This is a genomic window from Bacillus marasmi (assembly GCF_902168435.1).
GTDB lineage: Bacteria > Bacillota > Bacilli > Bacillales > Cytobacillaceae > Bacillus_BU > Bacillus_BU marasmi.
On record NZ_LR656182.1, the window covers coordinates 1 to 14,717 of the forward strand.

The window sequence follows — 14,717 nt, forward strand, 5'->3', positions numbered from 1 at the left end:
AGGAGCTCTAAAATAATTTCTGTGATGGTTGAACCTTCCTAAAAATGGAAAATGGGGGTTTTACTTAAAATCGGTCTTTTTTAAAGAAAAAGGGTGGTTGACTTATTTACCATTATACGCTGTCACCACCCGAATTTTCTTGTTTCACAGGTTCATGATGATGTTTCACGAAAAAACTGTTAATCAAACGTTTGATTAACAGTTTTTTTCGTTTAAGGTTGGTTTTTGCTGTTGCTGTTGCATTTAATTAGTGCTCGCAGGAATACGTCAGCAAGGTCGGGGTCAAATTGTTTTCCTTTATTTTTCTCAATTTCCAGAATGGCTTCATTAAACAGCTTGTGCTTTTTATAAACGCGAGTCGAGGTCATTGCATCAAATGAATCTGCGAGGGCCATAATTCTTGCTGAAATGGGGATTTGTTCTCCTTTTAGCCCATTTGGATAACCTTTCCCATCATACCGTTCATGATGGGATTGGACCATATCTAGTATTCCGTCGTTTTTGAAGGAGGTAATGTATTTCAATGTCTCATAGCCAATGTTAGTATGTAACTTGATATAAGCATATTCCTCATCTGTTAATTTACCGGGCTTGTTTAATATAGATTCTGGGATGCCAATCTTCCCAATATCGTGTAGTAATCCACCACAATATATGTCATCGCATTGTTTTTTGGAAAGCTTCATTTCTTTGGCGATTGTGAGGGCATAATTCGCAACATTTTCTGAGTGGTTTCCTGTGTAGTGATCGCGAGAATCTAGTGATTTTGCTAGGGAGAGGATAAACTCCTTTTTTTGTTGCTGCAGCGCTAAATGCTGTCGCACCACTTCACTCGAAATATACGTGACAACTAAGTAAACAAACAATCGTATAGCGATTGCGCTTAAATTATCATATTCACCGCTAAGCATAATTCGAATGAACACTCCAACCGTAGTAATAAGAAACAAAACCCACTTTGGTTTGTCTGAGAAACCAATACCTAGGAATATCACCGTTAATATAAAGAGCGAATTAAATTCAGTCTCAAAATAGGTTAATAGGGGAACAGCGAAAAAGAAAATTATAGATAGAATTCGAAATACCTTTTGGCTTTCAGCCGAAAAATGTAAATTCATACCCAACCATCCTCACTCTATAAATCTATTTCACAAAAACAAAAATAGCAAAAAAGCGACCATATACTATACAGTTTAGCATAAAAGTGCCTGTCACCACCCGAATTTTATCGAATTATGTCGAATAATCACATTTTATTAAATTGGGAGTTTTATCTTTGAAGTAAATATAATATTGTGATAATATTGTGTTAACAAAAAGTTCACTTGTTTTACACATAAAAGACAAATTAAAATATTGATTTTGTTGTTTGGTATAGATGAGTGGCGTTGTTAAACTTTGTTTGATAAGAGGGCCGGAAAGCCCTTTTTCCGAAAATCGAATAATCTTGGGAACTTCGATTTTCATATTTCGTGTTTTACAATTTTCTTGTTTTATTTGTTTTTTTGATTCACCTTTTTGAAAACCTCTCTATTACTTGAGTTGGCCATATGGTCAACTTCTTTTTTTGTTTATCTCACCTATTGGGCAATAAGCCCTCCATTACCATTGATGGTAGCTTCACTTTACAAAAATCGTTTTCTTATTTCTGGGGAAGGTATCTCGCAAATTTCTTTTTTGCCAAACCATTTATATCTGTTATTCGCGATAATTGTGTAAAGATAGTCTCTAAATGGCTTCGGGACAATAAGGAGCATATAGAGTATCTTCCATGCGCCTATTAGGTTTTTGCACACTAAAAGGGCGGCTGTTGATTTAATGTAGCAACGATTATCCTTAATAAGAACAAAACTATTTATGTTTTTTGGCAACTTATACGCATTAAGTAATTCTTTCCCGATATCACTTTGTAACGAAGCAAATACGAAGATGCCCTTTGGATCCCTATTAATAATGAAGCGAACAATGGAGTCGCAAAAATTACACGCGCCATCAAATAAAATAATTTTTTGCATCGGTGCCTGTCACCACCCGAATTTTGTCGATTTATGTTCGTTTTTGGGGTTGCGGTTGAGGGACTGTGTTTGTTTTACTAATAAGTAAGATTTTTATTATAATTTATTTTGTGCATTTTTATTAATGTTAAAATAGATTAGATGTGTTTGTTGGGGATAGAAGTTATGAACGTACGAAAACTGGTTTGAAATGAGGAGATTATTATGAGTACGATTGCAAAACAAAAGACTAGTAAGATTAAATTTGCTTCTAAAGCATTACTAGTAATCATCGGTGCCTTTATAACAGCATATGGCCTAGAAGCGGTATTAATCCCAAATAATGTATCAGATGGTGGTGTCACTGGCCTAAGTATCGTAGGTTCACAACTGAGTGACCTTCCACTAGGAGCGCTTATCGCTGTTTTGAATATACCTTTCATCTTTTTAGGATATAAGCAAATAGGAAGGTCTTTTGCTATTTTTTCAGTGATCGGGATTATATCACTAGCAGTTGGTACGATGCTTATGCACCATATACCAACTATTATTGAGGGAGATACCTTATTAATCACTGTTGTAGGCGGAATTATCATCGGTTTTGGAATGGGTTTGGCATTGCGTAATGGCGGAGCGTTAGATGGAATTGATATGTTGGCAGTTCTGCTTTCACGTAAATTACCTTTTGGGACAAGTGATCTTATTTTATTTTTGAACATGTTTGTGTTTATAGTTGTATCGTTTGTATTTGGACTTCAAGGTGCTATTTTATCAGGAATGGCTTACTTTATCGCATCAAAAGTCATCCATATTGTTGAGGAAGGTTTAAGCGGTTCTAAGACATTTAAAATTATCACTAAAGAACCTGAATTAATGGTTGAAGTGATTCGTGAACGTTTAGGTCGTGGCGCGACATACAACGAGGTTCTAGGCGGGTATTCAAACGAGAAATTTAGAGAAATCAGTTGCGTCATTAACCGTCTAGAAGAAAGTAAAATGAAAGAAATCATCGCTGAAATTGACCCCAATGCATTCATTACAATCTACGACGTAGCAGAAGTAAGAGGCGGAAGCTTCAAAAAGCAAAATATCCACTAAGGTGCCTGTCACGCCCCGAATTTTGTCGAATTTGTTATAGTGCCTGTCACGCCCCGAATTTTCGGTATTTTATTGTGATTTTCATCATAATCAAATACACAGAACTTTAGTAGAATGGTGAAATGTATAACTGTTTTTATTTTTCACAAAACATGTTCTTTATGGGGTGAGAATTTAAGAAATGGAAGGTTTATTGACAGCTGAGTTTGCACAACATATTTGCCAAATTGTTAGTGAAGAAACTGGATACCGCTTGATTTTTGTAGATAAAGAAGGCACCATTTTTGCTGCATATGATCAAGAACGAATCGGTGATTTTCATTCAGTTGGAAAAAAGGTAATGGACGGGCTTGTTGATGAAGGCGTTGTAACAACCGAAGAAGCTGCCGTGCTTAAAGAGAAGTTGGGGGATAAAGCACCTCGAGCAGGCATTAACATGCCGGTTGTTTATAACGGAAAACGCTTAGCAAATTTAGGCGTTGGCGGGGATCCAGACGCTATTCGTCCTATTTTAGGCTTAACTCGTAGAACCATTTCTTTGTACCTCGAAAATAAAGAGATGCTTGACCATCTGACGGGAACGATAGAGGGCATAAACCGGAATTTACAAGAAATGTTAACGAAAACTGAAGAAGTGATGATTGATGCTAAAGAGGTTGAAAAGCTGTCAGTTGTAACGCAAAATACTACAGAAGCTTCTATTGAAAAGGTAAAAAGCATGGAAGAAGTCATCAAAATTCTAAAACAAGTTGGCTTGCAAAGTAAAATCCTTGGTTTGAACGCTGGAATTGAGGCTGTAAGGGTAGGACAGGCTGGACAAGGCTTTGCGGTTGTAGCAAGGGAAATTGGCAAGCTTGCCACGGAAAGCGAGACTTCGATTGTTCACGTTTCAGGAATTCTCAAAGAAATTCAAGATATTTTCCAAACTATTCAGGACCAAGTTAAAGCAAATAGTAACATTATCGAAAAACAAACAAGCTCCATGCTCGAAATGGAAAAACTCATCGGTGTCGTAGAAAAAGCCATGGCCGGACTAATGATTAAATAGGGTGCCTGTCACCGCCCGAATTTTGTCGAATATTTTTTGGGGGAGGGGCTGTTTTCTCCCTCATTTTTTTGTTTTAAGCAGGATTTTCCCACTTTTTTATCGAAAAGATATTATTATTAAGAAATAATAATAGCCACAAAGTATCATATGCCGCAGTCTTCTTTCTTCTCCTGTTATTTCTATTCTCCCTTTTGGCTTTCCATTTAACTAAGCATTTTACAAACTTCCTTGAGTCTTACACCTTCTGAATCTTGATTTTTCTAGCTAGCTATCTAATCAAAATAATATAAAAAAGAAAGAATAGGTGGTATGTTTATGTTTGCCGATGTATTATGTGATTCTTGCGCTCAATTTAGAATGGGGAGGGGATGGTAGATGCCACGGAAGAAAGTAATTTGGGAACCTGATCGATTTTTTCATATTACAAGTCGCGGTAATCGTCGCGAGCCGCTATTTCGATGTTCTTCTGATTTTGAGACGTTTTTCTATATTCTTGACCAACTCCATGAGAAAACTCCGTTTGAACTTGCCGCGTATTGTTTAATGACCAATCATTTCCACATGCAAATGCGCTCCACAGAGGTTCCAATCTCTAAGCTAATGTCCCATATTAATAAAAGGTACGCAAATTATTTTAATAATAAATATGAGTTGACCGGTCATGTTTATGAGAAGCGTTATAGTGGTAGGCTCATTCGGGATGAAGAGGGGATGTTAAAGGTTAGTCGCTATATTCATATGAACCCGATTGAGGCAAATATCGTAAGTCACCCGCAATTATATCCCTACAGCAGCTATCACTTCTATATGGACCCTGAATTGCCCCAGCCTCCTTACTTGAACATTCACGCGGTACTAAACCTTTATACAGGTACAATCGAAGAAAAAGTATGGAAGTATTTCGAGGAGGTGCCTGTCACCACCCGAAATTTGTCGAATATTGAGCAGGTTTGCCTGGAGACTCAGGACAACCCGTAAAACCCGTAAAACCCGTAAAACCCGTAAAACCCGTAAAACCTGCAAAACTCTACGCTCCTTCCGCACCTCGAATAATCTTTTCGGCATATTCATCACGATACTTGTATAGGAATCAAAGATAATAAATTTCTTTGAGGGGCGTCTTAAATGAAAAATATTCGCTTGAAATCAGCGTTGCAGGCTGACCAAATTGCTGATCGGCTAAAATACAGACCAGAAATTTTAGAAATCCAACTTAATGAAGAGGATTTATACTGCCCTCAGGTAGTTGTTGACTATATTAGGGATTTCAAGTCGCGGGGGATCAAAGTATATCTCCATCATCCGACTCGATTCCGGGGGCGGTACATGGACATCATTAGTTCCAGCAGGGAAATGCGGGATTATTATGATTGGTCAAGTAAAGAAATCGCGAGCATTTGTAAACAGGAGCAAGTAAAATGCATTATCCATTGTCACTATGCCCAATCGGAGAGTAGCTTGTATAGTGGTCGTGCGGAAAGGCTTGCTTTGAGAAAAAGAGTGGAAGGGATTCTCGCTATTTGTGATAGGTCATTTCTGTGGGAAGACACAATTAGAGGGATATTTTCAGCGGAAAATCCGTATTTATTTTCTGAGATTGTTGGGCCATTAGACTTGTCTCTTAATATTGATATTAGTCATTCATTTATTGCCTTAAGGGGGAGCAATGCGCGATTAAGAAGGCATTTGGATATATTTGCGCCGCATGCTCGTTATTATCATATTGTTGATTCTAAAGGACAGAATCATGACGGACTCCCATTAGGTCAAGGGAGGATTGATTGGGAAATGGTGAAATCATACGTTGGCGACACTGATTTTATTTTTGAAATCGACCTGAAGTGCTCTGACTACAAAGATTGTATACCAATGATAGAAAGTGCAGAGTACTGGAACCGAATCTAAAATGCCAAACGCGGTGCCTGTCACCGCCCGAAATTTGTCGATAATTTTGCGCATTTTTAGGGATTATATGCTATAATACCTTGGGTTTTAAAAATTATAAAATTTGGAATTTTCAACAAAAATTGGGGATTGGGAATGTAAATGACTAAATACGAGCTTCACTATGTAATAAACGAAATATTAGACATTACTATGAAATACGATGAGATGATGAAAAAGGCTAGGGATGTCCGGTATCGATATCGTGACACATATGTTAAAAGATCATTACTATTTATTATTATTTTGGTTTATCTCTGGGGTACCAAGTACCATTCATTTTCAGGTGATTTAATTCTGCAAAGTCTTTGTTTAACAGGGATTATTGGTTTACCTTTATATTGTCTATATAGAGTTTGGGCTTCATGGAAAAGACGAGAATCTCAGAAACAATCAGAAGATCTTAAAGCTAAAGCGAAAATTTACTTAGAAGAGTCTCTTGAAAATGCTATGCTCCCTAAGATTTACTGTGAAACTAAGATATTAAGGAAATTTCTATTTTATATAGAAGGTCATCTTGCTGAGAACCTCAAAGATTGTGCCAATTTGTATCATAGTGAAAAACAGTATGAAAAATTACATATAGAAATAGAATACATAAAATGGCGATTAGACCAGGTGCCTGTCACCACCCGAAATTTGTCGAATGAAAAAGGTGAATCTTTATGATTTGCCTATTTTTTTTTGCAATTTTGTAGGGATGGTTGCGTTGATGTTATATTGATAAATAATTATTCCGTTTTGTGATATTTTATACAATAAAATAGATTAGATGAAAGTATCGTTAGTATAGGTAGTATGGACTAATTATTATGATGGCTAACTGAGTCTTAATATGGGGAAAATCTAGGCAAATTAGGATTTTTTGATTATTTTATTACAAATAATTTCCTTATGTTATATTGATAAAATATTTGAAAAATGCTATTGTAGGATAGAGAAACTATTCATAAGGAGCGAAATCATGGAGCTAAATAAACTGATCAAGAAAATGGCGATTATTACAGTTTGTGGCGTTGGTATTACTGCGTTTTCACCTACTTTTGCTGATGCAGCGACACCAGCAGATGAAAATGCGAAAAAGTTAGTAGAGGCATTAAAAGTACTGGAAGTTGACCAAGTAGATTATTTGTATGCTTACATGCAATCTGTGAAATTAACAGATGGCGAGTATAATAGTATTGTTGCGAATGCAGAGAAAGTTGCAGCAATCCTTAAGAGTGTTAGCAGCCCAACTGCATTAACGGATGCAAACAGAGCAGAAATTGGCCGTTTATTCCTAGATAGTGCTCAGAAAGCTCATATTAAAATTGCGTTTGTTGATAAAACCGGCAAAACAATTGATTTAACAAGTTATAGCTTTGATAAAGGACTTAAATTGCAAATTATGGATTTAAACGGGAAGATTTTAGCAACGATTGATCCGGATAAGAGCGATTTAAACGCTGATATTCTCGCTAGCAAAGTTGCTGCGTTAAAAACAGCTGTTACTGCTAAAGTTGAACTAGATAAGACTGGTAAATTCACTCCAATTCCAGAAGGCGAATTACCAAATACTGCATCTGACCTTCCGTTAAACATTGCGTTAGGTGGATTATTAATTGCAATGGGTGTAGTAACGTTAAAGCCTGCTTTAAAGATTGCTAGAAAAGCGAACTAATTTTGGCAGACATCATGAGAAAAAAAAAGCGAAAAAGATTTAAGAAGAGATGGCTGGTTCTTATAGTCCCGGTTTCACTTATTGTTGTTGGGATTTTGGTAATGGTCACATTTTATTGGGATTTAACGAAGCAAACAGTATTGTTGACGAAAACTGTTGTGGCTCCGTATGAACCTGATCCAACAGCAAGAGAGTTCGAACATGAAACTTGGCCAACCTTACCGGTGCCAGGTGAAAATCTCGGTGAGTTAAAGATTCCTTCATTGGAATTGGCCTATCCGGTCGTTCAGGGAACACATGATGAAGAATTGAAAATGGGTATTGGCCATTATGCTGGAAGTCTGCTGCCTGGACAAGGCGGAAATGTCCTTCTCAGCGGTCACCGTGACACAGTGTTTAAGAAACTTGAAAACCTAAAGGAAGGCGACCAAATTGTCTTTTCTACGCCTTATGGTGATTATGTTTATGAGGCTGTAGAGTTCCAAATTGTCGGGGCTGACGACAAAACCGTTGCGGTTCCGAAAGACTATGAAACTCTAACTCTTACAACTTGTTACCCATTCGACTTTATTGGAGACGCTCCTGATCGCTATATAGTATATACAAAGTTCCTGTCAAAGACAGAAACTGCAGCTATTAATTAGACAAAGCATCCTAGCGATAGGATGCTTTTTTGGTGAGCTGCTCGGTGCCAGCTGCTCGGTGCCTGGCACCGCCCGAAAAATCTTGTTTCACGAGGATGTTTCACAAGTTAAGTTAAGTTAACTGCCGTGAATGTATGAATTGTGTCTTTGATAATCCGCTTGCCAAGCCACGGTGCTGTAGTGAGCTCGATTAATCTACTATTGAAAGCTGCCCGTTACTTCCTTGATTTTTTGTGGATTAACGACGATTTGAGAGTTTTTTGCCTTTAAAACATCGTCGTACATGGTTTGAACCGTACCGGTAATTTGTTGGTAATTTAGCTGTTTGTCAAGGTCGATATCTTTCACGGCCAAACCTAAGCTAATCATATCGGTTGTTGTCATATTTGTAGCTATTACGTATTCTGAAGAGGTTTTTATTAATGCAGGAAGTTTGGTTACTTGCCCGGGGCTTAGCGCTTTTTTTGCTATCCCTTTTAATGCCTCAACTTGCAGCTGCTGGCGACCATACTCTCCGTTTTTTAATGAATAGCGTTCGGTCACAACCTCAGTCACCATATTTCCATCTAAAGTTTGCATACCGGCTGGGATTACTTTGTTTAAATTTTCATGATTCCATGGATGTGTTAACGTAACTTCAAATGGAATGTTCATTTCAATTTCTCCGACTGAATCAATCATCGCTTGGAACCCAGTGTAATTGGTTTCCACATAATAATTAATTGGTACCCCCATTAGTTTACTTACTGCTGCTACAGCAGCTTCAATTCCTTGTTGTGCACCGTGCTTCGCCTGCATTATGTATTGAACACTGGTTAGTTTTGTAAAACCAAAGCTATCGAGATGAACGCGCGTATCTCGTGGAATGCTCACAGCATTGAATTTATTTTTTTCTAAATTTACATGAACGAGAATCATTGAATCAGAGTGACCAACCTGTTCATCCTTCCGTTGATCAGAACCAATCAGCAGAAGGTTAAATACTGGCGTGTTAATCTTAACCTCCTTTGTTTCTTCATCAAGCTTTTTTTGCTCTGGAATATCTTTTTTTGCCACGTTCATTACTTTCGTGCCAGTCTCTGCTTCAATAACCGGGACCGTCGTAAAATGATTTTCAGGCTTTAACTGATTAAACTCATAGACGATTCCAGCCATGACCACAAGCAACATTACTAATAAACTAAACCCAAACATCATCCACTTTCGATTTCTATTTTTCATAAAAACCTCCATTATCAGTGCAAATGCCTTTAAAAAGAATAGATGAATGTTAGTTTTTCCCAAAAAGGTAGAATTAATGTGCCTGTCACCGCCCGAAAAATCTTGTTTCACGGTTGTTGTTTCACAAAAATAGCGTAGCTGTTAGTCAGCTACGCTTGTGAGTTCCTGTGATGTGGTTAGATTAAATACACATACTTTGTTTCGTCCCGTTCGTTTTGCTTGATACAAAGCTTTATCAGCATCTTCAAGTAATGATTCGATATCTGGCGTTGTTTCATCAAAACTTGCTACGCCGATTGAGATAGTTATATAGATAATCTCTCCTGAACTTAGTGTGAAGGGGTATTTTTCAACCGTTTCTCTAATATTCTCGCTAATCTCCATGGCGCGTTTCAGAGGACAATCGAGCAGGATGATTGAAAATTCCTCACCGCCATTTCGACTAACGATGTCATACGATCGTGCTGCGTTCATTAAAATCATTCCTAAATCTTTCAAAACAATGTCGCCCTCTTTATGTCCATATGTATCATTAATTTTTTTGAAAAAATCAATATCGATATAGAGGAGGGACAGCTTTTCATTCTTAGACTCCATTTTGCTAATAATGCTATTAAATGTATCATTGAACCTTCTGAAATTATTTAAGCCGGTTAATCCATCAGTCGTTGATTCAGATTTATAACGGTGAAAAAGATCTTGGCTATTTCGAATATATTCCAAAATGTAAAAAGCAATGTAGCCAGCTAAAAAAGAAATAATCCAATAGCTAGGGATTAAGATAAATAATGTATTAACATCTTTAATTAAGTAGCAAAAAGCGATGGAATAAAGGATATTAGAAACTACTAACATGAGAAACCTTCTCAAATTTTTAGTGACTTTTGTATTTGAAATAAGGCTTGTACTAATCGTTATGGAAACGATTAGTGGAACAGCAACAAAGGAGGATATGTTATATCCTATGAAGAAACGACCAATGATGATGAGTATCGTCGCGATAAATGCCGGGATTGCCCCGCCAAAAAAAGAAAGCAAGATAATAGGGATATGTCGTAAGTCGATGATTGTATCACCTATACTCATACTATACTGCATAAGGACATTACTTAATAAACCACCAAAAACACCTAATAAAATTTTCCTTTTAAGGTCCGAGGACTTATTAAGTGGTGTGGCGTTATTTACTTGTGTATAAATAAATATCAATGATGTCATGATTCCTAAATTCGCAAGCAGCTCTTTAATAATCATCAAAATCACCTAAATAAAATAGTATATATAATAAATTTTAATCTATAAACCGCCTAGAATATTGTGCGAAATTTGTCGATTTGGTGCCTGTCACCACCCGATTTTTCTTTATTTTCGAAAGAGATAGTTTTTTTATGACATAACTCACTTACAAACCTTATCTGATAATTTAAACTATTAAAAAACCAAAGATAGGATGAGTTGCTTGATAGAATTAGACTTATGTGAGATGACAGGTGCGGATTTATTGATTGAAACATTGGCGCAACAAGGGATTGGTGATGTTTTTGGCTGCCAAAGCGATGGAATGTTGCCATTTTATCAGAAGCTAACCAATTTCCCTTATTTTAATTATATTCAACTGAAGCATGAGCAGGCTGCGGTTCATGCGGCTGATGGTTATGCCCGCTCAACGGGAAAGCCAGGGGTTGTACTTTTAAGTTCAGCGGCAGGGGTAGTGAGTGGGGTTACGGGAATTGCGACGGCTTATAGTGATTCCGTTCCGCTTGTCGTTATCACGGGACAGTATGATTTTAATAAAACGAGTGATGGAGCAAGTGCAAGTGCCGATTATAATTTTTCGGGAATAAATGTTCCGATTACAAAGCATATTTATCATGTAACGTCCGGGGATAATTTGCAAGAGGTTGTCCAACTGGCCTTCCATGTTGCAACGGAGGGGAGGCCGGGACCGGTAGTGGTAGAACTATCGGGGGAAGTATTAACGAGCCTGGTGTGCCCGAGCGTCCTTGAGTTTCCAGAGCCAAAGAAACGATCAATACCACTAAATCAAAATGCATTCGCAAAAGCAGTTGAGTTGATTGAAGCAGCCGAGATGCCGGTCATATTCATTGGTGGTGGCACAAATATTTCTGGTGGGTCTGAGGTGTTAAGAGAAATCGTGGCAAGGACGGGAATTCCAGTCGTGAGTTCAATGATGGGACTTGGTGTTATGAATGGGTCAGACCAAAGTCACCTTGGGATGCTTGGGATGCATGGCACATTCGCATCAAACAAGGCGGTCCATCGCTGTGATTTGTTGGTGGCGGTTGGCGTGCGTTTCAGCGACCGTGTGACCGGGAAGATTAGCGGATTTTCGCCAAAATCAAAAAAAATCCATGTTGATATTGATCCGGCGGAGATTAATAAAATCATTCCAGTTGATTTGCCGATTGTAAGTGACGCTAAGGATTTTCTTGATTTTGTAAAAGAGAACTTGGATTTTGATCACGTTCGTAGTCGAATTAAGAACTGGGCACGCGAAACTTCAGAAATGAAACGCGTTGTTCCGCGGTTTGATCAATCGAAGAGCATTTTGAATCCGAAAAATGTGATTAAACTGCTTGATGAGTACTCTGGGGAGGATGCGATTGTCGTGACCGATGTAGGCCAGCACCAAATATGGGCAGCCAACCATTATAAGTTTACGAAGCCGAGATCGCTTGTTACGTCAGGAGGGCTTGGGACAATGGGTTTTGGGCTGCCGGCTGCAATTGGTGCGATGATTGGAAATCCGACGAGGAATGTGATTTGTGTATCGGGTGACGGCAGCTTTCAAATGAATTTACAGGAGCTGATTACGGCAGTGGCTTATAGGCTGCCGATAAAAATAGCGATAATGAACAACGGTTACTTAGGTATGGTGCGGCAATGGCAGGAAATGTTCTATGATCGTCGTTATTCATCGGTGAAAATTACTTCGCCGGATTTCGTTACCCTCGCTGAGGCATACGGAGCGGTCGGGCTTCAAGCAAGGGATGAAGTAGAAGCACGGGAGATTATCACAAAAGCATTCCAAATCGACGGACCGGTGCTGATGGAATTCAACGTCATTGAAGAAGAAAACGTCTATCCAATCGTCCCACCAAACCAAAGCAACGCCAACTTGATACTAGGTGCCTGTCACCACCCGAATTTTGTCGAATCAAAATAATAGATTGGCAATGACCTTTTATCTCTGTGGAGATGGAAGGTCATTTTCTTCTAGTTTTAGGGCCATTTCAGTTGTTGTTATTTCCGGTAAAACGTCAATTTCGCTCTTTGCCTCGCCAGCAAGTTCTGAGCAAACCTCATCCTTCACCTCGCCAGCAAGTTCTGAGCAAACCTCGCACTTCGTCTCACCAGGAAGTTCTGCACAAACTAAGCTCTTCGCCTCACTGGGAAATTGTGCATATGAGTCCCCAATCGCCTCGCCAGCAGTTTCTGAGCAAACCTCGCACTTCGTCTCGCCAGGAAGTTCTGCACAAACTATGCTCTTCGCCTCAATGGGAAATTGTGCATATGAGTCCCCGATCACCTCGTCAGCAAGTTCTGAGCATACCTCGCACTTCGTCTCGCCAGGAAGTTCTGCACAAACTATGCTCTTCGCCTCAATGGGAAATTGTGCATATGAGTCCCCGATCGTCTCGTCGGCAAGTTCAGAGCAAACCTCGCACTTCGCCTCGCCAGCAAGTTCTGAGCAAACTAAGCTCTTCGCTTCACTGGGGAATTGTGCATATGAGTCCCCGATCGCCTCGCCAGCAAGTTCTGAGCAAACCTCATCCTTCGCTCCGCCAGCAAGTTCTGAGCAAACCTCGCACTTCGTCTCGCCAGGAAGTTCTGCACAAACTATGCTCTTCGCCTCAATGGGAAATTGTGCATATGAGTCCCCGATCACCTCGTCAGCAAGTTCTGAGCATACCTCATCCTTCGCTACGCCAGCAAGTTCTGAGCATACCTCGTACTTCGCCTCGCCAGCAAGTTCTGAGCATACCTCTCCGTTCATCTCATCAGCAACCTCATCAGCAACCTCTTCAGCAACTTCATCAGGTGCATTATCAACCAACTCGTCAGTTAATTCTCCACTTACTTCAGGAGACGTATCTCCAGCTACACCGAAACCATCCTCTCCTTTTCCAGCTTGGATTGTTTCCGCTGCCGCAGAACAATCTTTATTTTTCCGAAAAGAAGGGAGTTTCCATGGATAGGGGTTGTAGCCGAATAGTAGCGTGATGACAAATGTGACAGGGACGAGATAGTCGATGATTAGGAAGCCCGGGTAAGTTCCTTCGAGAATTGAGGAATTTCCCTTTGCTTCTGTGACGAAATAGAAATCCAAGCCAACTAGTGCGGTATAACTTAGGATGGTGATTGCGAGAATTCGGAAGGGCTTAATGTTTTTGACAGCTGTATGGTAGACAATTGGCAATAGAAACGGGATTACAAAGTAAATAATGAAGCCGAAGCCATCAGGTGCGGACTCTACCCATAAGTGAGTAGAAAGTAGTAAAAATGATGCAGCAAATAGAGCGTTCTGCGCAACACCACGTAACCAGCTGAGTCCGAAATATGGCAGCTTGGCTAGTAGCATGCTGACGAGAATGGTTGTTGTCTCTAGTCTCGATAATGAGAATAAGCCAAGATTGAAGTCGATGAGAACATTGGCTGGGACTAGCTTCACTAATAAAATACTGATAGGAATGGCGGTGGCTATTGAAATGATGAAGTGCAGCCAGATATTTTTAGGGAATTTGATTAGGAAAGGGACTAATGCAATGGCTATTAATACAGGCATATAAAGAGAGAGGAAAAAGTCGTTGTAGGCTCCAAGAAATAGGCAAAACGAATAACCCACAAATAAGGAGATTATTTTATTACCAAGACTCAACGCAAATCCCTCCTATTCATTAAACAACGGAAATATATCTATATGTATATAGAAGAAACCTAAAGATATTACAAATTAATGGGTGCCTGTCACCGCCCGAAAAATCTTGTTTCACGGGTGTGTTTCACGGGATGGGGATTAATGGTGATGAATAGGGGGGGGAGGTTATGTATAATCATCATGTTTACGAGGAGAAAATAAAAAACAC

Annotated in this window: 13 protein-coding genes; 8 read left to right on the forward strand and 5 right to left on the reverse strand. The window is 39.1% G+C overall.

All coding sequences use genetic code 11. The annotated features are described in order from the left end of the window. Window positions 1–212 precede the first annotated feature (212 nt). Window positions 213–1,118: an HD-GYP domain-containing protein gene (locus FXW34_RS19820; protein WP_147535791.1), complete on the reverse strand. Its 906-nt coding sequence runs from the start codon at window positions 1,116–1,118 to the stop codon at window positions 213–215. Between the two features lie 507 nt (window positions 1,119–1,625). After that, complete coding sequence (locus FXW34_RS19825) at window positions 1,626–2,015, reverse strand: thiol-disulfide oxidoreductase DCC family protein (protein WP_147535792.1); 390 nt, start codon at window positions 2,013–2,015, stop codon at window positions 1,626–1,628. Window positions 2,016–2,219: 204 nt separating this feature from the next. Between FXW34_RS19825 and FXW34_RS19830 the strand changes: the two genes are divergently transcribed. The 7 genes from FXW34_RS19830 (at window position 2,220) to FXW34_RS19860 (ending at window position 8,388) form a co-directional block, all read left to right on the forward strand. Beyond that, window positions 2,220–3,092 carry a YitT family protein gene (locus FXW34_RS19830; RefSeq protein ID WP_147535793.1) on the forward strand — a complete coding sequence of 291 codons (873 nt, stop codon included), beginning with the start codon at window positions 2,220–2,222 and terminating at the stop codon, window positions 3,090–3,092. A 181-nt stretch (window positions 3,093–3,273) separates the two neighbouring features. Beyond that, window positions 3,274–4,140: a sugar diacid recognition domain-containing protein gene (locus FXW34_RS19835; protein ID WP_147535794.1), complete on the forward strand. Its 867-nt coding sequence runs from the start codon at window positions 3,274–3,276 to the stop codon at window positions 4,138–4,140. 375 nt (window positions 4,141–4,515) lie between these two features. After that, the gene (locus FXW34_RS19840) at window positions 4,516–5,118 is read left to right on the forward strand and encodes a transposase (RefSeq protein ID WP_246141229.1); all 603 of its coding nucleotides are present in this window, start codon (window positions 4,516–4,518) and stop codon (window positions 5,116–5,118) included. A 147-nt stretch (window positions 5,119–5,265) separates the two neighbouring features. Then, window positions 5,266–6,045, forward strand: coding sequence for a TIM barrel protein (locus FXW34_RS19845; RefSeq protein ID WP_147535795.1), 780 nt, complete (start codon window positions 5,266–5,268; stop codon window positions 6,043–6,045). Between the two features lie 141 nt (window positions 6,046–6,186). Then, complete coding sequence (locus tag FXW34_RS19850; RefSeq protein ID WP_147535796.1) at window positions 6,187–6,753, forward strand: hypothetical protein; 567 nt, start codon at window positions 6,187–6,189, stop codon at window positions 6,751–6,753. A 295-nt stretch (window positions 6,754–7,048) separates the two neighbouring features. Beyond that, window positions 7,049–7,744, forward strand: a complete 696-nt coding sequence (locus tag FXW34_RS19855; protein ID WP_147535797.1) for a cell wall anchor protein — start codon at window positions 7,049–7,051, stop codon at window positions 7,742–7,744. 14 nt (window positions 7,745–7,758) lie between these two features. Beyond that, window positions 7,759–8,388, forward strand: a complete 630-nt coding sequence (locus FXW34_RS19860) for a class D sortase (protein WP_147535798.1) — start codon at window positions 7,759–7,761, stop codon at window positions 8,386–8,388. A gap of 198 nt (window positions 8,389–8,586) precedes the next feature. Here the strand turns inward: FXW34_RS19860 and FXW34_RS19865 are convergent, their stop codons facing one another. Beyond that, window positions 8,587–9,609, reverse strand: coding sequence for an LCP family protein (locus tag FXW34_RS19865; RefSeq protein ID WP_187119042.1), 1,023 nt, complete (start codon window positions 9,607–9,609; stop codon window positions 8,587–8,589). Between the two features lie 141 nt (window positions 9,610–9,750). Beyond that, window positions 9,751–10,863: a diguanylate cyclase gene (locus FXW34_RS19870; protein WP_147535799.1), complete on the reverse strand. Its 1,113-nt coding sequence runs from the start codon at window positions 10,861–10,863 to the stop codon at window positions 9,751–9,753. 205 nt (window positions 10,864–11,068) lie between these two features. Between FXW34_RS19870 and ilvB the strand changes: the two genes are divergently transcribed. Continuing rightward, window positions 11,069–12,796, forward strand: a complete 1,728-nt coding sequence (gene ilvB / locus FXW34_RS19875) for a biosynthetic-type acetolactate synthase large subunit (protein ID WP_246141230.1) — start codon at window positions 11,069–11,071, stop codon at window positions 12,794–12,796. A gap of 18 nt (window positions 12,797–12,814) precedes the next feature. Here the strand turns inward: ilvB and FXW34_RS19880 are convergent, their stop codons facing one another. Further along, the gene (locus tag FXW34_RS19880) at window positions 12,815–14,509 is read right to left on the reverse strand and encodes a hypothetical protein (RefSeq protein WP_147535800.1); all 1,695 of its coding nucleotides are present in this window, start codon (window positions 14,507–14,509) and stop codon (window positions 12,815–12,817) included. Window positions 14,510–14,717: the final 208 nt, after the last annotated feature.